Origin of the sequence: Pseudoalteromonas sp. Angola-4 (assembly GCF_028599265.1) — a bacterium.
GTDB lineage: Bacteria > Pseudomonadota > Gammaproteobacteria > Enterobacterales > Alteromonadaceae > Pseudoalteromonas > Pseudoalteromonas atlantica.
The window spans coordinates 234197-256084 of the sequence record NZ_JAQREK010000004.1 but is presented as its reverse complement, the minus strand read 5'-3'; the positions used below and the strand labels follow the sequence as shown (position 1 = coordinate 256084).

The 21888-nt window shown below is 41.1% G+C and carries 17 protein-coding genes and 2 pseudogenes; 5 read left to right on the top strand and 14 right to left on the bottom strand.

Translation table 11 applies throughout. From position 1 onward, the window contains the following. Positions 1-41: 41 nt before the first annotated feature. The 7 genes and pseudogenes from PSH48_RS21190 to exaC form a co-directional block, all read right to left on the bottom strand. Positions 42-1513: pseudogene (locus PSH48_RS21190) on the bottom strand (S41 family peptidase). A gap of 228 nt (positions 1514-1741) precedes the next feature. Beyond that, a complete protein-coding gene (locus PSH48_RS08030; RefSeq protein ID WP_273611318.1) occupies positions 1742-2254 on the bottom strand; it encodes a DUF421 domain-containing protein in 513 nt (170 codons plus the stop codon). A gap of 594 nt (positions 2255-2848) precedes the next feature. Beyond that, a pseudogene (locus PSH48_RS08025) lies at positions 2849-3215 on the bottom strand (DUF7674 family protein). Between the two features lie 129 nt (positions 3216-3344). Then, positions 3345-3758: a helix-turn-helix domain-containing protein gene (locus PSH48_RS08020; RefSeq protein WP_273611317.1), complete on the bottom strand. Its 414-nt coding sequence runs from the start codon at positions 3756-3758 to the stop codon at positions 3345-3347. Positions 3759-3970: 212 nt separating this feature from the next. Then, positions 3971-4318 (bottom strand): DUF3024 domain-containing protein, encoded by a 348-nt coding sequence (locus PSH48_RS08015; RefSeq protein ID WP_071951667.1) that lies wholly within the window; start codon positions 4316-4318, stop codon positions 3971-3973. 117 nt (positions 4319-4435) lie between these two features. Further along, complete coding sequence (locus tag PSH48_RS08010) at positions 4436-4783, bottom strand: hypothetical protein (RefSeq protein ID WP_004589544.1); 348 nt, start codon at positions 4781-4783, stop codon at positions 4436-4438. Between the two features lie 434 nt (positions 4784-5217). Further along, a complete protein-coding gene (gene exaC / locus PSH48_RS08005; RefSeq protein ID WP_273611316.1) occupies positions 5218-6738 on the bottom strand; it encodes an acetaldehyde dehydrogenase ExaC in 1521 nt (506 codons plus the stop codon). Positions 6739-6910: 172 nt separating this feature from the next. On the opposite strand from exaC, the gene PSH48_RS08000 reads away from it, so the two are divergent. Next, positions 6911-7807: an AraC family transcriptional regulator gene (locus PSH48_RS08000; protein ID WP_273611315.1), complete on the top strand. Its 897-nt coding sequence runs from the start codon at positions 6911-6913 to the stop codon at positions 7805-7807. A 79-nt stretch (positions 7808-7886) separates the two neighbouring features. Then, positions 7887-8918 (top strand): LacI family DNA-binding transcriptional regulator, encoded by a 1032-nt coding sequence (locus tag PSH48_RS07995; protein WP_273611314.1) that lies wholly within the window; start codon positions 7887-7889, stop codon positions 8916-8918. Between the two features lie 73 nt (positions 8919-8991). Here the strand turns inward: PSH48_RS07995 and gtfA are convergent, their stop codons facing one another. Then, complete coding sequence (gtfA, locus tag PSH48_RS07990) at positions 8992-10464, bottom strand: sucrose phosphorylase (protein ID WP_273611313.1); 1473 nt, start codon at positions 10462-10464, stop codon at positions 8992-8994. 173 nt (positions 10465-10637) lie between these two features. Here gtfA and PSH48_RS07985 point away from each other — a divergent pair, with 173 nt between their 5' ends. The 3 genes from PSH48_RS07985 to PSH48_RS07975 all read left to right on the top strand — a co-directional run bounded on the left by PSH48_RS07985 (position 10638) and on the right by PSH48_RS07975 (position 15469). Then, positions 10638-11855: an MFS transporter gene (locus tag PSH48_RS07985; protein WP_096042800.1), complete on the top strand. Its 1218-nt coding sequence runs from the start codon at positions 10638-10640 to the stop codon at positions 11853-11855. A 164-nt stretch (positions 11856-12019) separates the two neighbouring features. Then, positions 12020-14410, top strand: a complete 2391-nt coding sequence (locus PSH48_RS07980; protein ID WP_273611312.1) for a TonB-dependent receptor domain-containing protein — start codon at positions 12020-12022, stop codon at positions 14408-14410. A gap of 111 nt (positions 14411-14521) precedes the next feature. Next, positions 14522-15469, top strand: coding sequence for a carbohydrate kinase family protein (locus tag PSH48_RS07975; RefSeq protein WP_273611311.1), 948 nt, complete (start codon positions 14522-14524; stop codon positions 15467-15469). A 42-nt stretch (positions 15470-15511) separates the two neighbouring features. Here the strand turns inward: PSH48_RS07975 and PSH48_RS07970 are convergent, their stop codons facing one another. The 6 genes from PSH48_RS07970 to PSH48_RS07945 form a co-directional block, all read right to left on the bottom strand. Next, on the bottom strand, positions 15512-15964 hold the full coding sequence (locus PSH48_RS07970; RefSeq protein ID WP_273611310.1) for a nuclear transport factor 2 family protein: 453 nt from the start codon (positions 15962-15964) through the stop codon (positions 15512-15514). 153 nt (positions 15965-16117) lie between these two features. Next, positions 16118-16498: an STAS/SEC14 domain-containing protein gene (locus tag PSH48_RS07965; RefSeq protein ID WP_273611309.1), complete on the bottom strand. Its 381-nt coding sequence runs from the start codon at positions 16496-16498 to the stop codon at positions 16118-16120. Positions 16499-16723: 225 nt separating this feature from the next. Next, positions 16724-17416 carry a cupin domain-containing protein gene (locus PSH48_RS07960; protein ID WP_273611308.1) on the bottom strand — a complete coding sequence of 231 codons (693 nt, stop codon included), beginning with the start codon at positions 17414-17416 and terminating at the stop codon, positions 16724-16726. Positions 17417-17507: 91 nt separating this feature from the next. Continuing rightward, complete coding sequence (locus tag PSH48_RS07955; protein ID WP_004589533.1) at positions 17508-18974, bottom strand: carbon starvation CstA family protein; 1467 nt, start codon at positions 18972-18974, stop codon at positions 17508-17510. A gap of 451 nt (positions 18975-19425) precedes the next feature. After that, positions 19426-20343 (bottom strand): carbohydrate kinase family protein, encoded by a 918-nt coding sequence (locus tag PSH48_RS07950; RefSeq protein WP_024032786.1) that lies wholly within the window; start codon positions 20341-20343, stop codon positions 19426-19428. Positions 20344-20345: 2 nt separating this feature from the next. Next, positions 20346-21869 carry a mannitol dehydrogenase family protein gene (locus PSH48_RS07945; RefSeq protein WP_273611307.1) on the bottom strand — a complete coding sequence of 508 codons (1524 nt, stop codon included), beginning with the start codon at positions 21867-21869 and terminating at the stop codon, positions 20346-20348. Between the last annotated feature and the right edge of the window lie 19 nt (positions 21870-21888).

Below are 21888 nucleotides of genomic sequence, written 5' to 3'. Positions count from 1 at the left end.
TAGTTAGAATAGTTAAGCCGCTTGTTTAACAAGCGGCTTTTTTATAACGCTTTTATTTGCTCAAGCAATACATCAGTTGTCCAATCAATGCCTTTATATGCCACATCGGGCTTATAAAAATCCCCTGCCCCTCGCGCTCTGTTTACGTATACTTTGTTAGGTACAATCACTTTCCCCAACCCTGAAGGTAAATCAGCTAAGCGTACTTCCATATACATAGAATCAGCACTACTTGGCGCACCGAATAACGTGGTATTTTCAAAAAGCTTAAACTTATCAAGCGCATCTAAACAAGCACTGGCGCACTGCGGCGGAACAATAACAAACACCTTGGTTTTAAAGTCACTAGTTAAAGGCTTTTGTGGTATGTTATTTAGCGTATTGGTTTCTTGCTCTACATAAAATGGATCACCACTTTTAAGTGATAAAGCCATACCCGCAGCTGTGATTTTAAATATTTTCAATAATTCAGGCTGATTTTTTACAACCTCTAATAAAGACACTACATGGTCGGTATTATCCTTTGATGCTCTCCACCACACTTGCGTGTTTTGAGAAGTATTATTTACTTTTTGTTCTACTATTTTTTGCCCCATAGTTCTTTGGCTATTTGTGAGCTCCAATAAGATGAGCCACCTTGGTTATGGCGCAAATCTAACACCACGGCTTTTGCAGTAAGTAACTTGCTACGCTGCTGTTGTATTTTTTCAAACACTTTATTGTAGGCAGCAGTTTGCTTTTCGGTTGATGAAAAGCTAGGCATAGCAATCCACGCGATATTTTTTTCAGGCCAGGTTAAATCAATGGGGAGTTCATCACCGTTGTAGGCATTTTCTAAATGCTTACTGACTGACTTAGGCCTTACAGACCAATTTAATACGTGTGTATAGGTATCGCCATTGGCTTTAACAAATTCGCATTCTTTTAAAGGAGTTAAAAATGGGTTGCCCTCGTCAATGAGTAACCGCCAACCTTGCTGCCACCAATGGCCAGGTTGTGCAACTTGCCCATAAAACTTAAACACTCTCTCACGTATTAAGGTATCGGTGCTTTGTCCATCACATTGGCTTACAACGTCGCCTTTGCTAACATTTTTGTTTTCACTGTAATACACTTTTAGCGCATCACCTCGCCACACAGCTCTAAAGCCCGGCCAGCGGCGCGCGGGTCTATCTACGCTTGAAAACGCACCGGCGTGGCCATCTTGTAAAATAGTGCTAAAGCGCGCAATTGCCGCTGCATGAACCTGCGGCCCACTCGCTTGAGCCGACAATGTAAGTGCTTCTGCTTTTGCTTTATTTAATAAGTCAGGGAACGTTGGATTATTAACATCAAACATACCGGGATGATTTTGTGCGGTAATGCTATATGCTGCCTCAATATCGCGCTCTGTTATACTGCGCCACTGCTCAGGTGTAGTAGGTATAATCGGCTCTTGTGCGGCATTTACAACTGCTGGTAGTAGTAAAATTGGGAGCAATACATAATTGGTTATTTTTGTTTTTATAGTCATGAAAATCCATTTAAGCTAAAATAAATTACTGGTACGTTATTGTTCATTAACAATACTAATAAAGCGATTTAAGGTACATAAGTAAATACATACCTGGCACCTAAGTTAAAAACTTAAGAATCGTCCAACCTTATTTAGTAGGTGAGCAATGTGTCTGATACAGTAAAAAAGCCATGCCAATTAATTTTGGTGCTTGAAGGTAATCTTCGGCCGCTAAAAATTGTCCAATTAGTACCGGGGATTTCTTAACTTCATAATCAGTTGATCATAATTTTCACTTTTCGGCACAATACTTAATTCACCATCGGCCTCGAAAACCACCGCCATAACTGTGCTTAAATCACCAAAACCGGCTTTTCGAACACTCGCTTCCACTTCGGTGCTGGTGAGTCGAGTGTCTTTCATAGCAGCCTCTATATATTCACCGTCGAAAAAAACTAATTGTGGAGAGGTTTTGACTACTTTGTCGAACGTCGAAAAATGGGCGCTGATCCAAGTGAGTAAATATTGTAAAAATAGGAGCAAGCTTACCGCGACTAAAACCTCAACTATAACCACGTCTTTCAATAAGATAGCAGAACCCAAGATGGAGCCTGCCGCTACGGTGATTATCCAGTCAAAGTTATTCATTTTAGCAAATGAGCGTTTACCCAATAAATGCGTCGCTAGGATTAAAAAGGGATAAATAATCAAGGTTGTGGTAACAATGCGCGCTATTTCACTCCACGATTCAAAAAACATATTTCCCTCTACTTAAGGTGCTGAATATACTAATAATCATATAAACTAAACAGCCACCTGAATCACACAAACTAGGCAGTCACCTTAATAAAACAAACAACACTGTGCAACTAAATCTGCCATACAGATTCAGGATTTATCTTCTATTAATGGGTCTCTTTACGGATGGTTTTTAATTTATGTCAGGGCATCAAATTATAATGGGACCTAACAAGTTATGATGGGACCCACTTTATTTAGCCTATTAGAATCTAGGCTTTTTAAAGAGCAAAGTTTAAGATGGGAGTTTTGTTAATTCTTTCTCTGAATTTTTTTAACTAAAGGCACTATCGCTAAAGCTAGCAATACGGCAAGAAAAAAGCTCACAAACGTATTACCAAACACCCATCTAAAAAAGATTCCTGAGAGAGATAAAACAAAAGCTGACCAAAGCCATGGATTTATATTCTGCATACTATCTAGAGCACCTCATAACACCCTGCTTAGGGGCGCAAACACATGGGCTATAATTTGGATCGAAGCGACGCTGCCCATGTGTATGCATCCCAGCGAACGAAGTGAGTGTGTTGATTAGGTTGTTAGGTGCGTGCATATTTAAACCACTACCCTAGGGGCTTTACCATGAAAGCCCCTAGGGTAGTTTTTTGAGATTATCTGGCACGAGAGGCCAGCCACGCTCAATACCTTCTTTTGTACCTTTCCAGAATAAGTGCTCTGTATAATATACATCTATGTATTCGAATTCTGCTTTGGTTGCAGTATCTAGTTTTTCGCTCATGTACTGCAACTGTTCTAATGCTTCTTCTAAATTACCTTGGTTAAACAAAATGGTTGTCAAATTTGCGAACTCTTCCATTAGGAATGTGGGTGCCCATGTTTCATGTTTTTCCATGAGAGGCACAACGTCAGGAAATTTAGTGCGGATCTCTTTTAAGAACTGTCTTATCTCTGATTTGGCCATTGATTTCTCAGAAGCACCTAACTTTTCAATAACGGGCGCAGACACGTAGGGCATAATAGCGAAGCCGCCCTGCGTGTATGCGTCCCGGCGAACGAAGTGAGTGCGTTTATTGAGTTGTTATATCGCTACTCACCAATATTTCTTCGTATCAATATAGTGCTTCATGTTAGAAAAGATGTAAGCTAGAAGAAAAAATGCCGGCGTCGCAATTACGTCGGGTTTTATGAACCAAATTAATAGGCCCATGAGCATCGTTATAATTTCTAACATAATAATTTGCTTTCTTGCTTTTACTCCCCAAAACGAAAACCTGACCCATATTGGCTCTTTGTTCCATTCTTTAGATGTTTTGTCTATCACGATAATTTCCTCTTGAAGTTTAGAAATGTCAATTTCAAACACAGAGGCAAGGGCTTTAAGAGATTCTATGCTGGCCTTGTTTCCACTTTCTATTCGTTGAATAGTTCTAGTACTCAAGCCGCTTAACGTGGCAAGTTGTTCTTGTGACCAGTTTCGTTTTTCTCTAAGACGTTTGACTATCATTTGGGCTCCTTACCAATGTGAGAGGAAACTATCCATGTTTTAATCGATTGTCGGTTACGAAATTCACACGACAGTGGGGCGACAGGCGATGTTTACAGCGATATAACTTTTAAATAAGGGGCGCAGGCGCGTGGGGCATAATGGCGAAGCCGCCCCGCGTGTTTGCGTCCCAGCCCGCGCAGCGGGCGAACTTGATTTTTTTGTTATGTGACTTACCCAAAAAAACAAGCGTATTCATCATGATCTATAACGGCAAAGACTTGCTCAATAGTTTTTACATACATATTTGGCTCATAGCCATGCCATTTTAGATCTTGTCGCATCCAGAAAATTTTCCATTTACCTTGAGCGCGGATAAAAGTTGCTTTAGCCATGTCCAGGTCATGATATTCATTTGGGCTGTTCCAAACAGGACGCGTTTCATATATATAAACTGATTGCTTCTCCAGCCGCCAACCAATGTCTAGCTCATTTCTAATATGCACTGGTGGCCTACGCTTATTTAAAAAAGCGTTGGCAGCTTTTTCTATCTTCTTTATTTCGAATTCACTTAAGGCCATAAAAGTTTAATTTTCCACCTGTCACATAACGCCACATTAAGCGGCAAATGATAGTTGGCTAAAATAAGTGAGGCACGAACGGAAAGCCAACTGTTATTAGTCCGTTTGAATGCCTTGTTAGTTGCTAAACTCTGTGACGTGCCAAAGCTCTCCTGATGGCCCCCACAAATAAACAACTTTACCCCAATGCTCTGTTTTTATTGGTTCGTACTTTATGTCGAAACCATCTAATCTAGAAATAACTTCAAAAGCCTCGTTTATATCTAAAACTGAAAGTTGGAACATCAAATTTTTAGCTAGATCTTCGTTATAAAACCTTTGTAGGAAAAAAGTGCATTCACCGTTTTCAAATAAAGATAAATCATCGGTGACATAATCCATTTGAAACCCCAATGCTTGGTAAAAAGATTGGGATATTTCGTAATCCTTACTAGGAATAAAAACTCTAATATCATCAACTTTCACCGGACTCTCCTTTTGCAACTAACAACTTTGTCTACGACATTTGTCGTTTTATAAACCGACAAATGTCCCTATATTACAATGCATTTATCTTAGCCAGCAAATAACCACCTGTAAACAATTAGTTAACTAGAAAGAAATCTCCGTTAATGCTGTAACACACCTAAATGGGGGAGATCAGTTATATCCGACAATGCATAAATCGCTGTACATTTTTAGAGCAACTTTTATAAAAAGTTAATATCGTAAAATCGTTTTTAACGCAGGTAATGAGTTATTAAAACGCTTAGGTTTTAACGTTTTGAACCCGGCTGGTATTGTACTTATATATTACAACACGCTTAAAGTAGCGTTGTGAGCAATGTGAATAAAAGCGCTGCAAATATGCAGCGCCCTCATTACTTAATGGTTGTTGTGTTTAAGTTTGAATTGCTTTATTAGAAAAAGCCGAGCGGGTCTTCGCTATAGCTCACTAATAAATTTTTAGTTTGTTGGTAGTGATCGAGTGCTAGTTTGTGTGTTTCACGCCCTATTCCTGATTTTTTATAACCACCAAATGCAGCATGTGCTGGGTACATGTGGTAACAGTTAGTCCACACTCGGCCAGCTTCAATTTTGCGTCCCATGGTATAAGCACGGTTCATGTTTCGGCTCCACACCCCTGCGCCTAAGCCAAATTCTGAGCTGTTGGCAAGTTCGAGTGCTTCAGCTTCATCTTTAAAGGTCGACATAGAAATAACAGGGCCAAAAATTTCTTCTTGGAACACACGCATGTCGTTTGTACCTTTAAGCAGTGTAGGTTGTATGTAATAACCACCATTTAAATCGTCATTTAGCTGCTCTACGTTTCCGCCGGTGAGTACTTCAGCGCCTTCTTTTTTACCTATGTCTATGTAACTAAGTATTTTATCAAACTGTGCTTTTGAAGCTTGAGCGCCCACCATGGTTTCGCTGTCGAGTGGGTTACCGCGTTTAATTTGTTGGGTACGTTCGAGTATGCGCTCAATAAACTGCTCGTATATATCTTCTTGAATAAACAATCTTGATGGACAGGTACATACTTCACCTTGGTTAAAGTAAGCAAGTACGGCGCCTTCTATGGCTTTTGATAAAAACGCATCGTCTTTTTCCATTACATCATTAAAAAATATATTGGGCGATTTACCGCCAAGCTCTACCGTTGAGGGAATAATATTTTCAGCAGCACATTTTAAAATATGTGAGCCAACAGGTGTAGAGCCTGTAAATGCAATTTTAGCAATGCGTTTACTTGTGGCCAGTGCTTCGCCTGCTTCTTTACCAAACCCATTTACAATATTGAGCACGCCTGCAGGCAGTAAATCACCAATAATGTCCATTAAAACTAAAATAGATGCTGGAGTTTGTTCGGCTGGTTTTAGTACCACACAGTTACCTGCAGCAAGTGCCGGTGCAAGTTTCCATGCGGCCATTAAAATAGGGAAGTTCCACGGAATAATTTGCCCAACCACACCTAACGGTTCGTGAAAATGATACGCCACCGTGGTTTCGTCAATTTCGCCAATACTGCCATCTTGCGAGCGCAGGCACCCTGCAAAGTAGCGAAAGTGATCGGCCGCTAACGGAATATCAGCCGCGAGTGTTTCGCGAATGGCTTTACCGTTATCCCATGTTTCGGCAACGGCTAGTAGCTCTAGGTTTTGCTCAATTCGGTCGGCTATTTTTAGCAGTATATTACTGCGCTCGGTCACCGAGGTTGTGCCCCACTGCTCTCGCACTGCATGCGCTTTGTCGAGTGCTAGGTTTATATCGTCTTTGTCGGAGCGAGGTATTTGGCAAAATACCTTACCATTTACTGGGCTTATATTATCAAAGTATTGGCCGTTTACAGGCTTTACCCACTCCCCGCCAATGTAATTACCGTATTGGTTTTTAAAGTTTACGAGTGCGCCGTCGCTGCCTGGGTTTGCGTATATCATGTGTGTGCTCTCTTTATTGTTGTTAGCTAAAGGTCGAACATTTATATAAAACAAAATGCTTTATATTTAATCAGTGTTGTTTGACATTAGCCTAACGAGCACCTAAAAACTTGATTAGCTGTCCACAAAAGTTGTCTGTGAGTCCACACTAATAAAAATTTAAAGGATTGATATGCACACATCTCAGTTAAACAAAAAACGCCAACAACTTGATGTTTTAATTGAAAATAAAGTGACATTTGCAGCAGATAACAGCGAGTTGAGCATTTACGACACGTACCAACGCGCACAAAAGGTGGCACTGCATTCAAAGGAGTTACTGTTTTGTGCCATGCTCAGCGGTAAAAAAGTAATGCACGTAGAAAGTAGCCAATACCATAAAGCATTTTTACCCCACGAGTCGTTTGTATTAGCGCCAGAGCAAGGTGTATTAATTGATTTTCCACAGGCATCTATGCACGCCCCAACCACGTGTTTAGCAATTGAAATAAGCAAAGATAAAATAAACGCTGTGGCGAGTGCGCTTAACATGCAGCAAAGCTTTGCACACGATGGCGACTTATTCGAGTATGTTCCACAATTGGTACACAGCCAACATAATAGTCAAACGCAGCAATTATTAGAGCGCATGGTGCACTTATTTAGCGAACAAGGCGCACAGCGACATTACTTAATTGATTTGTCGTTAAACGAATTGATCGCCCGGTTGTTACAACAACAAAGTCGCGACTTATTACTCGCTAATAGCGATAAACCACGCCTTAAAACAAAAATAAGCGATGCACTGCTTTATATGGAAGAGCACTTAAACGAAACGCTCGATATAAATACCTTGTGCAAAATAGCCTGCATGAGCCGCAGTAAGTTTTATCAGCAGTTTAAATTGGCATTTGGCACTACCCCAGCCCTTTGGCAGCAACAATTAAGGCTTAAAAAAGCCCGCAATCAATTACTGCAAGGCCATGCTATTAGCCAAGTGTGCTTTGATGTTGGGTTTAATAGCGCAAGCCACTTTAGTCGTGTATTTAAACAAACCTTTGGCATTGCGCCTAAAGAGTGCCGGCATTAAGGCTAAAACCTTATTTTTTACTTTGCTAACGCCCTGAATATGTTAGTTTATTAACATGAGTATTGAGTAAAGAATTGGTATGAGTAAGCAAACCCGCTGGACCCTAAAAAGTATTGCTAAAGAGTTAGGTGTATCTAACGCAACAGTCTCTAATGCGTTTAATCGCCCTGATCAGCTATCGGCTAAACGCCGAGACGATATTCTTGCAGCGTGCAAAACCTTGGGTTATTACGGGCCCAATAAAGCCGCGCAATCGCTTCGCAGTGGTACGTTTAATATTGTGGCGTTAGTACTGCCCGATAGTGTGGAATATATGGTGTCTGACCCTGTGGCCAGTAGCTTTATGCGGGGTGTAACCTCGGTGCTTGAAAAAAACGGCATTAATGTTTTATTGTTTTCAGGAAATAGCGATAACCTTAACAGTGTGGTCGACTTCGTTGATGGCTTTATTTGTTATGGCCGCCCTCGAAATAACACATTAGTAGAGCAGTTAAAAACGGTCTCTAAACATGTGGTAACTATTGATTTTGATATAGCCCGCAATGCCTCAGTAAATATTAATAACGAGCAAGCAAGTTACGAAATAGCCAAGCATGTTTTAAAAAATCAAAGCGATAAAGTCGCTATTTTAGGCTTAAGATTACTTGATGAAAACGTATTGTGCCGCGTATATGAGCACCACGAATTTGAAACGGGGCAATCTATTTCGCACCAACGTTTACGGGGTTATCAACGTGCTTTAAGTGAGGCAAATATAACCGTAGCTGATGACCGCATTTGGAATATACCTGAGAGCAGCGAGCGTTTTGCTAACATTGCCGCCAAAGAGGTGTTAAGTGCCTCCCCCCGACCTAACGTTATCATTTGTATGAGTGATTTAATTGCCCTTGCCACCATGCGAGAAGCGATAAAACAAGGCATAAAAATAGGTGAAGAACTGCGTATTGTCGGCTTTGATGGAATAGACGAAGCCGCTCGTTTTGTGCCGCGCCTAACCACTATTCATCAAAACAGCCAAGAAAAAGGCGTAATGGCCGCCGAGCTCTTTATATCAAAAGAAGAAAAAATATGTGATGTAAGTTACGAGCTAGATATTGGCGCAAGTGGTTAATAGGTTATGTTAAAAAAGACTGGGTAAACAAAAGCCAAGCTCAAGAGCTTGGCTTTTATGTTTTAATAGCCTGTTAGGCTAACAATGCGTTTAAACTTATCGTTGTTTCTTCATCACCATTTACTTGAGTAATAAGCGCGTCTCGTGTTTTAAAATTAACACTTAATGCAATAGACTTATCTTCTAGTTGCCACGTTAAACAACATATTCCCTGGGTGCCGTGAGCACTAAACTCTCCTGCAAAAGCGGGGTGTTCATTACGTAATTTAATGAGCTCTATTAAACCTTTTACTACAGGTTTATTGAGTGCGTGCTCAATTGTTTCAGTATTTAAATACGGGCGGTTAATATCACGGCCCACATTGGTACGCGCAAGTAAATCCATATCGTTTTCGCAGGCAAATAAACCGCCGTAGTACACTTGCGGCACACCGGGGGCAAAAAACTGTATGGCACGCGAAATCAAATAATCTAAATCGTTAGCGCCTAATGCATTGTAATACGTGCAATTTACTTGGTATAAATCAACATTACTGGCAGCAGCACCCGTAGCTTGGCGGCTTTGGTTGTTACTGTTGGCATGCATGGTTTCTACAAGCGTATCTATTTGCTGTGCATTTAATAGCCCTGGCTTGTCGCCCATTGGACCAGCATCAATAATGCCTATGCCGTCGTGCGTATCAAGTACCGTTAAACAGTTGCGTGGTGAAATTTGTAACCATTTAAGCAGTGCATCTACATCGTTATTAAATAAGCTATGTAAAATAAGCGGCGGTAATGCAAAGTCGTAAACCATGTTTACACGCTTTGCTACTTCTACTTGTGTTTGGTAGTGGCTATGAATTTCAGCAATGGTTTCCATGCCAAGCTCGTTTGCTTGCTTTGACAGGTTATCTAGGTAGCCAAAGGTTTCGTCTAGCATAAAACAGTTAGTACCGGCTTGTTTAATTGCGTAACCCGCTGCATCTAAACGAATAATATTTACGTTATTTTCAGAAAACTTAGTTAATACGTTATTTAAATACGCAATACCTGCTTCAACTTTTACGTTTATATCAATTTGGTTATCGGTAAACGTGGTCCAAAAGTCATACGTTTGACCATCGCCACACTGCATTGGCGTAAAACAGCTACCGGGACGCGGGCGATAAATTGCTTGTTGCTCTTGCTCGCTCATACCATTTGGAAAAACGTCTTCTTTTGTTAAAAACAAATCCCAAAATTCTGATTGCTTACCTTTAGCTAGCACATCTTGAAACTGATAAGACTGCGCCGATACATGGTTAACGATTAAATCGGCCATTAGATCATGGTTTTCACCCAGTGCTTGAATATCAGCCCATGTACCAATGCGAGAATCTACTTCGCTGTGATCAATCGGGTCAAAGCCCGCATCGCTTCCATCAATAGGATTATAAAAAGGTAAAAGGTGCACACCACCAAATACGCCCTTCAAAGGACCTTTTAACAATGTTGTAAGTGCGTTTATATCTTGACCTGTAATTCGATCAGCGTATGTGATCAATTGAACTTTATTCTTCATCATGTGTGATTACCAAGTTGAAACTTAATCGATTAAGATATATCTTTAACTAGCACGTACAATTTTACAAGTAATTTTTAAATATTTTACATACAAAAGTTGTGGCAACGGTAATACTAACTAGAGTAAGTGATTGAGTTATTACTATAACTTGAGCCACAACGAGGAAAAATCACATGACGAATTTACACACACACACCCAAAGCGACCCAATGCAGCGCATACGAATACTCACTTACATGATGTTTTTTATGTTTGCGATGACCTCAGATGCAGTAGGTATGATCATCCCTGAACTGATCACAGAGTTTGGTTTAAGTATGACCCAAGCCAGTGCTTTTCATTATGCACCTATGGCACTCATTGCCTTTAGTGGCTTGTTTTTGGGCTTTTTAGCCGACAGCCTAGGCCGTAAACAAACCATAATGTTAGGCTTACTAATTTTTTCGCTCAGCTGTTTTTTGTTTGCCTTTAGTAACAGTTTTTCGGTATTTTTAATTTTGCTGTGCTGTATAGGGCTTGCCATTGGTTTATTTAAAACCGGCGCACTAGCGCTACTTGGCGATATATCTGCAAGTAACGCAGAGCACACTAAAACCATGAACAAAGTAGAAGGCTTTTTTGGTATTGGTGCCATAGTTGGCCCTGCGCTGGTAGGCGTACTGCTTACTCAAAACGTGAGCTGGACTTATCTGTACATTATTGCCGGCGTTATGTGTTTAATTTTAGCGTTAATGGCATGGCGCGCCGACTACCCAAGTGTTGTTAAAAGCACAGAAAAGCCCGCTTCGCTTGCCACCACCATGAAAATGATTAAAAACCCGTACGCACTTGGTTTTTCATTGGCTATTGCCTTATATGTAGCTACCGAGGTTGCTATTTACGTGTGGATGCCAACACTTTTAAAAGATTACACAGGCTCGTGGCCTTTACTTGCAACCTACGCACTTACACTATTTTTTGTATTACGTGCTGCTGGGCGCTTTATTGCTGTATGGCTTTTAAATCACTTTAGCTGGCAAGGGGTTATGGCTTATTTAAGTTTAGGCATCGCACTGTGTTATGTGGGCACTTTGGTAGGCGGAGTTGATTGGGCGGTAGGCTTGCTTCCGCTTTCGGGTTTATTTATGTCGATGGTTTACCCTACTTTAAACTCTAAAGGTATATCGTGCTTTCCTGTTGCACAACATGGTGCAGTAGCGGGTGTTATTTTATTTTTTACCGCGCTTTCGGCCGCACTTGCGCCTTTATTTATGGGCATGATAAGTGATTACTTTGGCCACGTACGCTACGGCTTTTACTTAGCTACCGGCTTTGCTGTGATCTTATTTTTAGCCATGCTTTATAACTTTTACCGCGACCCTGCGGCAAAAGCATTAACTAAAAATGCATAAATGGCTGCTCAAGCCAGTATAAAAAACACCTTTAAAATCAATACAAAAATAAAATAAGAGCAAATTACACACAAAAACAATTTGCTTATTGTAAAAACTTTGTTATTTTTACTTAATCGATTAAGTAAAAATAACAAACTCACACAACACAATGAGGCGTTAACATGACAACACACCACACACCTTTATATTTAATCAGTGCCTTAGCACTTGCAGTAAGCCAAGGCGTTCATGCACAAGACGAGCAAGAAACCAAAGTGCAAGCCAACCAAGGGCTTGAAACTATTGTTGTTACCGGTGTACCTCGCCGCACAACTATTATGGCATCGAGCTCATCAGTAAGCAGTTTATCGCTTGAGCAAGTTGAGGTATCAACGCCACGCTCAACGGCTGAAGCATTTAGAATTATTCCGGGTGTTCGCGCTGAATCAACAGGCGGTGAAGGTAACGCAAATATTGCAGTGCGTGGCTTGCCTGTAGCATCGGGTGGCGCTAAGTTTTTACAACTGCAAGAAGATGGTCTGCCTGTAATGCAGTTTGGTGATGTTGCCTTTGGTAACGCCGATATTTTTATGCGCCTTGATAACACAGTGCAAACAATCGAATCAATTCGTGGTGGCTCAGCCTCTACATCAGCCAGTAATGCACCTGGCGGCATAATTAACTTTATTTCTAAAAACGGCGAAAACGAATCGGGTAGCGTATCTACTACTGTTGGCCTAGATTACGACAGTGTACGCACCGACTTTGAATACGGCACCTATTTAACCGACAGCGTGCGTTTTCATGTAGGTGGCTTTGTACGCCAAGGCGAAGGCCCGCGCGAAACAGGCTACACATCAAATAAAGGTGGCCAAATTAAAGCTAACCTTACTAAAGATTTTGAAAACGGCTACGTACGCCTTTACTACAAACACCTAGACGACAAAAGCGTAGGTTACTTACCAATGCCAATGTACTCAAATGGTGACTCTATTGCCGGGTTTGATGCGCAATCAGATACACCGCATTCAGCATTATTTACCAAAACAGTGCGCCTAAATGGCGAAAACCAAATTAGCAGTGGCGATTTACGCGACGGCATGAACCCTAAAGTGGATGCGGTAGGTTTTGAAGCTGTATTTGATTTAGATAACGATTGGCGTATCGAAAACCGTTTTCGTAAATCGTCAATTAGCGGCAACTTTAACTCGCTTATTCCTGCTGAGGTTGGCAGCGCATCGTCTATTGCACAAAGTATTGGCGGTGTAGGCGCAACACTGAGTAACGCAAACACAGGCGAAGCATTTAATGATGAACTTGCCATGCGTATTCACACTTTTGATGTAACGCTTAATGACTTTGGCTCTATTGTTAACGATTTTAAACTAACTAAATCGTTTAGCGATGACACTAGCCTAACCTTTGGTTACTTTGCCTCTACACAAAACATTGCTATGTCGTGGTTATGGAACTCGTACTTAATGGAGCTTAAAGGCGACAATGCGGCACTTTTAAATGTAACCGCAGCCGATGGCACTGAGTATTCAGAAAATGGTTTATATGCATACGGCACGCCTTATTGGGGTAACTGTTGTCAGCGCGATTACGACACCGAGTACGACACTCGCGCACCGTATGTTGCGTTTTCAACAAAACTTGGTGATGTAAGCATTGATGCAAGTGCCCGCTACGACAGCGGTGAAGCACGCGGTAACTACGCAGGTGCCGTAACTTCAACAGTAGATATGAACCGCGACGGTACTATTTCTATTCCTGAGCAAAACGTAGCAGGTATTGATATAGCTAATGCAAGCCCTGTAAATTACGACTGGAGCTACTCGTCTTATTCTGTAGGTGCTAACTACCAAATTGACCCAAGCCTAGCTACGTTTGCACGTATTAGTAAAGGCGGGCGCGCAAATGCAGACCGTTTATTATTTGGTAAAGTACGCAGTGACGGAAGCGTAGCTGATGAAGATGCAGTAGATGAAGTAAACCAATTTGAGATTGGTGTGAAAAAACGCTTTGATTCGTTCTCGGTATTTGCAACAGCCTTTTACGCAGAAACAGAAGAGCAAAACTTTGAAGCAACATCGCAAACCTTTTTCGACCGTGAATACGAAGCAAAAGGGATTGAGGTTGAATCAACTTACTTTATGGATGCATGGGACTTTAGAGGTAACTTTACTTGGACCGATGCTGAAATTGCAAAAGATGCGCTAACTCCTGAAGTTGTAGGTAACACACCACGTCGCCAAGCGGATTTAATTTACTCACTAATGGCGCGTTACAGCTACGATAAAGGCGCGGCAGGTGTAAGCTTTATTGGTACAACCGATGCTTATGCACAAGATAACAACGACCTTAAGTTTGACGGCTACACACAAGTAAATGCGTTTGTAAGCTACGACTTATCAGAAAACTTAAACCTTGCGCTTAATGTAAACAACCTATTCGATACAGTGGGTATTACAGAAGCCGAAGAAGGCTCAGTACCAGAAAACGACATTATTCGTGCCCGTACTATTAACGGCCGCACTACGTCGGTTACTTTAAAATACGCTTTTAACTAAATGTGTGTATTGCGCTGCAGTGAGTCATCGCTGTAGCGCCTTTTAAAGTATGAATAAATAACACCCTTCATGTTTTAGCCTAGCCTTGCTAGGCTTTTTAGGATATTCCAAATGACCAAACTCCTGTGCTTAGGCGAGCTTTTAATTGATATGCTGCCACAAGATGCTCATAACTCAGCGTACTTACCCATCCCTGGTGGTGCACCTGCTAATGTTGCTGTTGGCTATGCCAAACTTGGCGGTGAGGCTGCATTTTGTGGTGGTAAAGGTGACGATCATTTTGCCAATCAATTAAGTAATGCACTGGCGCAATACAATGTAAATACAGACTATTTAATTACCATTGCTGGCTCACAAACCGCCATGGTAATAGTAAGCCTTGATGAAACAGGCGAGCGCAGTTTTGGCTTTTATCGCCATAACACAGCCGATGTACTTTTAACCCAAGCGCATTTAGCGCAAATAAATTGGCAAAGCATAAGCACCCTGCACTTTTGCTCAAACACCCTAACCGATCCAGCCATAGCTAGCACAACGGTTAAAGCGCTAGAACTTGCTAAAACACATAATAAGCTCGTTAGTTTTGACGTAAATTTACGCTACAGCTTGTGGGAAAACACCCATGATATAGCCAGCAATGTACAAGCCTGCTTCGCTTATTGCGACATAGTTAAGCTTTCGCGTGATGAACTTAATTTTTTAGCAAAGCATAGCGAAACAACGGGCGAAGATTACATTCAAATGCTATTAAATACCGGAGTAAAACTGGTGTTTTTAACCGACGGGCCTGAGCCTGCTACGGTTTACCACAGCGCATTTATACTTAACGAATCTGCACCAAAAATAAACGCAGTAGATACAACAAGCGCGGGGGATGCCTTTATAGCGGGGGTTTTATACTATTTAAATAACTTAGGGAGTAATTTAGTGCTGGCAGATAAACTAAATGATGAAACCAGCATAAAAAACGCCCTGCACTTTGCCCTTCAATGTGGCTCTAAAGCGTGTTTAGCTAAAGGGGCATTTCCGGCATTACCAGTGCTAGCTGATGTAATATAAACAGTTAAAGCCCCAAATAGCGGGGCTTAACCTAATTTATAATTATTGCTTAATAAAAGTAACGCCTTTAGGTGTTTCACCTTGTGGTAAACGGGTTGAGTGCATTTGCGATAATAGCCATTTGTCACCCATTTTTGATACAACCACGCTTTCTAACCAATAAATGTCAGCACTTTTATCGGCGTTTTTAAAATTGGCTTTATTCCAGTAATTAATAAACGCAACATTTCCTTCTACACGCGAATTTATAACACTAAAATAATTAGTTCTTATGTAATCAGCGGGCTTAACAACATTTACAAAGTCATCAATAGTCCACACTTCACCGTGCTCTAAAAGCAAGAATGAATCGTCAACAGCCGCGCGCATTTTTGCGTGATCAAAGTTAGAAACAGCTAAAAATAAATCGCTCACGGGCGTAAATATGGTGTTGTCTTTTGCATGTATTGATGTAGAAAATATGAGTAATACAAAAAGGGCAAGTACGTGTTTCATTGTTATTATAATGTATAGTTTTATTAGTACTAAGGAGTGTATTTTAATTAAGCAACATTAACAATTAAAATAAAGCAAATTCAAAAACTTATTAACGCTCCTATATAAAAAAGCACTCTATAAGAGTGCTTTAACTTAAACTTTTCAATCAAGCTATTCATCTAGCCAATCGATGGCGGCGGTGGCGTTTTCGTAGTATTGCACCTCGCCTGATATAAACCAGTTGCCTATTTTAGCCATGCGGGCTTGCCACTCTTGATTGCCATAAATAGCAATTTTATTAAATTCTTTTGAGTGTCTTACGCCAAGCTTTAAATCATCCCACGCGGCGCGAAGCTCCCACCCTTCTAGCTCGCTGGCATCAATAAGCACGTTTGCTATAGGGTGTTTAACCTCGTCAAGGGCAGAGTCGATCATGGGGGTAATGACTTTATAGTCGTCGTGGGTTAGCGTTCCTACAGCTTTTAGTTTTAAAAAAAATTCTCGGCCTGCGCGTTCAATACCAATAGATAAACCATGTGTTGTGTGTACCATGCTGCTCTCCTTAATCGGGTGCGCTTGTGTTATTTACAGCCTGTGTGAGTGGGTTTTATAACGAAAGTTGGAGTTAATTAAAGCCTATAAAGTGAAATTATTCCCTTTAAAAAATAAAAACCCCAAAAATACCCATCACTTACTGAGTTAAACTATAAAACTACACCGTATTAAGTTAATTAGTACTGAACTAAATCAAACAATACTGCTAAAAAATGCTATTTGCTAAGCGTTTTGTACGCGCTCTATTTGCTTATCTACATCTGTTAAGTGCCCTAATTTAAGCCACACTTTTGCACCTTGCTTACCTGCGGTTATATTAAGCTCACTATTAATAGGCAGCCTTAACCAGCTGTGTTTTACTAATACATCTGTTTGCTCACTTATATCGCCTTCAAGCACGAGTAACTCAGCACCGCCATTTGCACTAATTTGCATGTTGGCGTCTGCCTCAAAATGCAATAAGCTCACATCTTCAAAGTCATCTTTATAAAGTGGGGTTATGGCAAGGCCTTTAAATGTGTCGTGTTGCACGCTGCCCATATGCTGTGTTTGTAAGCGTACGTGGGTTCTATCTTGTGGCTGAAATTGCCAAAGCTTCACAAATATTATGCAGCCTTCATCAGAGCCTGGTTTGTGCTTTGATTGCGGTGGGTTACGAATATAAGAGCCTTGTGGAAAATCGCCATGCTCATCTTGAAATACCCCTTCTAGTACAAAAAACTCTTCGCCGCCTGTATGCACATGAGGCGAAAATTCGCTCCCTGGTGCATAACGTACAATACTAGTTGCACGCGCAACTTCATCGCCTACTCTATCAAGTGCTCGCCTATCAACGCCCGCCATTGGCGAAGGGTTCCAATTAAGTTGCTCACTATGAACAACGACTCTCTGGGTAAAATCGGCAGCTATTTTCATTTTATTACCTTTAAAATTGCATAGTGTGAGAGTAAATTTTATGCATAAAAAAAGCGAGCTTAATAAGCTCGCTTATTTAATTTTTAACGCTTTACGCTACATCTAGCTTTTTATGCTTAGAGTGTACAAACACTAAACCTACTAAGCCAATAACAACCACAGCGGCACCAATTGGTTTACCTAAGTCGGCCGATAAATTAAAGCCAATAGCAGCAGTCATAATGTACGAAAGTGTTACGCCAGTAGCGATAACGGCAGGTATGCTGGTGATCCAGTGGAATGCACGTCTATCAAATAAGTACTTAGTTGCAAGCCATAGCACACTGGTTGAAAGCAGCATGTTTGAAAATGCAAAGTAGCGCCAAATAACTGAGAAATCTAATTTAGTCATAAAAAAGGCTATCGTTAAAATTGGCACTGCCAGTAATAAGCGATTACGTAAGCTTTGCGGAATATTAAACGCATCAACCACGGTTAAACGCAGTGAACGGAACGCCGTATCGCCAGAGGTAATAGGGAACACCGCAACAGCAATAATGGCCATAATACCGCCCATTACGCCTAAGTAACTATTTGCTACATGGTTAACCACTAAACCTGGGCCACCTTGATCAAGCAATGCTTTTAAGCCTGCGTAACCTTCTGGGAATGCAGCAATACCCGCAAGTGCCCATACACAACCTACAATGCCTTCACACATCATTGCGCCGTAATATACTGGGCGTACGTATTTTTCGTTTGTTAAACAGCGGGCAATAATAGGCGCTTGAGTAGAGTGAAAGCCACTAATAGCACCACAGGTAATGGTAATAAACAGTAACGGCCAGGTTGGCAGGCCATCAGGGTTTGGCTCTAAAAAGTCATGCGCGTGGTCGGCTTCAAAGTAGGCTAAAAAGTCGCCTGCAACTGGTAAGTGTGGTGCATCTAGTAATAACGCACCGGCTATTAATGTAGTCATTACAATCATTAATAAGCCAAATAGCGGGTAAAACTTAGTAATAATTTTATCAATAGGTAGCAACGTTGCTAAAAAGTAGTACGCTAAAATAGCCAAAACCCAAAAGGTATTATTAGCAAAAAAAGTGCCTTCAAATACATCTAAGTTACTTAATAAGCCTGCTGGGCTCATAATAAATACAACGCCCACAAAAAACAGTAGCATGGCTGTAAATATCAGCATAAAGCCTTTAAACACAACGTTGTAATAGTGCCCTGCTATTTCTGGTAAGCTTTTGCCATCTTCTTTAATGCTCATCACACCCGAGAAGAAGTCGTGTACCGCACCGCCTAATACGTTACCAAGCACAATCCACACAAGTGCTACCGGTCCGTAAAGCGCACCTAAGATTGGGCCAAATATAGGGCCTACGCCCGCAATATTTAAAAACTGAATTAAAAATGCACGCACAGGGTGAATGGCTACATAGTCAACACCTTCGCTAAAGCGTTTTTGTGGTGTATCAACTGTTGTATCCATACCTGCTTGTTTTTCAACAAACGGGCTATAAAACTTATATCCCAGTATTAAGATTGTTATGCAGATAAAAAAGATGATCATAAAGCACGTTTCTCTTTTTGTATTTGGAGTATAGAGCGCCTAATTGCCGCCCCGCCTTTCAATCCATGAATAATCGACGAACATTAACAAAGTATTAATCCCCCCGCTATAAGACGAATAGCTAATACACAAGGGTCTGTAGACCTTTCAAGGTTAAATTTGCAGCAGCCTGTTTGGTGTGGTTATTCCCCATAAGTAGGCGATAACGCAGGAGCAGTTATCGAGCCCACTAGGTTACAAACCTCGCGCCGCGATTAAACCGCCCCTAGTTTGAACAAATTTCAAACTGCAAAGGTCAACAGACCCTATTTGAGTTACTTTTTATGCACCTTGCTCAACACTTAATCTAAACGGCTTCATTAATAAAAATTAAAACAAAAAAAAGCGGCTTTACTATAAAAGTAAAGCCGCTTACACACACAATGATTGGGTGTAACTGTGATTTTTTACGTTATGCTGGGCTCATAAACTCGTTAATTTGTTCATGAGTAAGTGTAGGTGTAGCACCGGCACTTTCGGCCACCATTGCACCTACTGCACACGCAAAATCAACAGCATGTTGTGCACAATCGCTACTACAAAGCTGATAAATTAACGACCCTAAAAACGAATCCCCCGCGCCTACTGTATCCACAACGCTAATTAAATAACCTGAGTTATAGTAATTTTCGCCTTTTATGGTTAGTAGTGCACCGTGGCTGCCTTTAGTTACACATAAGTATTCGGTGTTAGTTTGCTGTGCAATAAACGCTAAGTTTTGCTCAAGTGAATGGAACTTACAGCCCATTGCCTTGGCAATTTCGTAAAGCTCTTCATCGTTTAATTTGATGAAGTCGGCTTTATTCATTAAATCTACTAATGTGTCTAACGTGTAGTGTGGCGCACGTAAATTTACGTCAAACACTTTAAAGTTAGCTACATCAACTAATTGGTTTAATGTAGCAAGTGAGGCTTCGCTTCGGCCAATTAGGCTGCCAAATACAAATACATCACTGGCTTTTACTTTTTCAATAAGTGAGTCTGTAAGCTCAATGTTATCCCACGCAGTGTCGGCAACTATTTCGTAGCTGGCTGAGCCGCTTTTATCTAAGGTAACTTGTACTGTGCTGGTTTTTTTGTCGTTATTAACGCCAATGTATTCGCAGCTTACGCCTTTGCTTTTAATTTCGCCTAGTAGCTCAGTACCGAGTTCATCGTTACCTACAGCGCTTATCATGTCGGCTTTAATGCCCAGTGAGTTAATACGCACACACATGTTAAGCGGCGCGCCGCCTAGGCGTTTATCGTTTGCAAAACAATCCCATAGTACTTCGCCAAAGCAGCTTACGCTTACGTCTTTACCTTGTTTAGAATCAATTAAAATGCTCATTATTAGTTACCTTTAGGCTCAAGCACGTTATTCATAATTGCTTTAATTTTGCTAGCCGGTGCGTATAACGCTTCTACATTGTTTTTGTAGTGAGACGTAAAGGCACTTTGCGTATTTAAATCGCCAAATAAGCTTGTTAGCGATAGAAATGCAAGGTCATCAGTCGCCGTTTTAGCCGCGGCTTCATGTAACTCGCTTTGCATTGCATCGATTATTTCAAGCTTATTGCCTTGCTCATCTTCGCCTTTATCGCTGTAAAAACACCATGCAGCAATAACCAGGGTCGCAAGTGATACATCACGGCCATGGACTAGATTTTCGTTAATGGTGGCAATTAAAAACTTAGGTAGCTTTGCTGCGCTTTCTGAACAAATGCGCGATAAGCTGTCTTTAATGTTTGGATTAGCAAAGCGCTCAATTAGCGTGTCTTTGTAGATTTCAAGATCAATGCCTTCTAATTTCTCTAGGTTAGGCGTTACTTCTCTATCCATAAACGCACGTAAGTACTTAGCAAATAAAGGATCTGATACTGTTTCGTCAATTGTGCCGTAGCCATGTACAGAGCCTAATAAACCCAGTACCGAATGTCCTGCATTTAATAAGCGTATCTTCATGGTCTCAAAAGGTGTTACGTCACTTACAAATTGTGCGCCAACGCTATCCCAATCTGGGCGTCCGCAGCAAAATGAGTCTTCAATTACCCATTGTGTAAACGACTCACAGGTAATTGGCCATTCATCGCTAACACCGTACGCATCAACAACGTAGTCAATATCGCTCTTTTTAGATACTGGCGTAATACGGTCAACCATTGCATTTGGGAAGGTTACGTTAGTGGCAATCCACTCGCTTAGTTCTTTGTCTTGCTCGGCCGCAAAGGCAAGTAGCATTTTACGCGTTACATTACCGTTGTGCTGAATGTTATCGCATGACTGTACTGTAAACGCATCAAGGCCTTGTTCTTTACGTAGCTTTAACGCAGCAGTAATGTAGCCAAACGCCGTAATTGGGTCGTTCGGGTTATTAATGTCGTTAATAATGTCTGGGTTTGAGTAATCAAACTCACCCGTTACTGGGTTAAAGTTATAGCCGCCTTCGGTAATGGTTAACGACACAATATGCGTATCGCTGTGCGCAAGCTTATTAATAACCGCTTGTTTGTCCTCTGGAGCAAACAAAAAGTCAATCATAGAGCCAATAACTTTGTTATCTATTTGCCCGTTTGGGTGTCTTACCGTTAACGTGTAAAGGTAGTCTTGCTGCTTTAAAATATCGCGCAGACCACGGTTACCCTCTAATAAGCCAACACCACAAATACCCCACTGTTCAGCACCTGGCGTTTTTAATAGCTCGTTAATGTACACCGCTTGGTGAGCACGGTGAAAGCCGCCCACACCAATATGAACTATACCCGCTTTTAGCTTACTACGGTCGTAGTTTGGTGTATCTACATGGCTTGGCATATCTGCCAAGCTTTGTTGGTTTAGCCCTTTAACAAGAGCGTCAGTGTGCTGGTGTTGCGTCATGGTGCGGCCTTACTAAAAC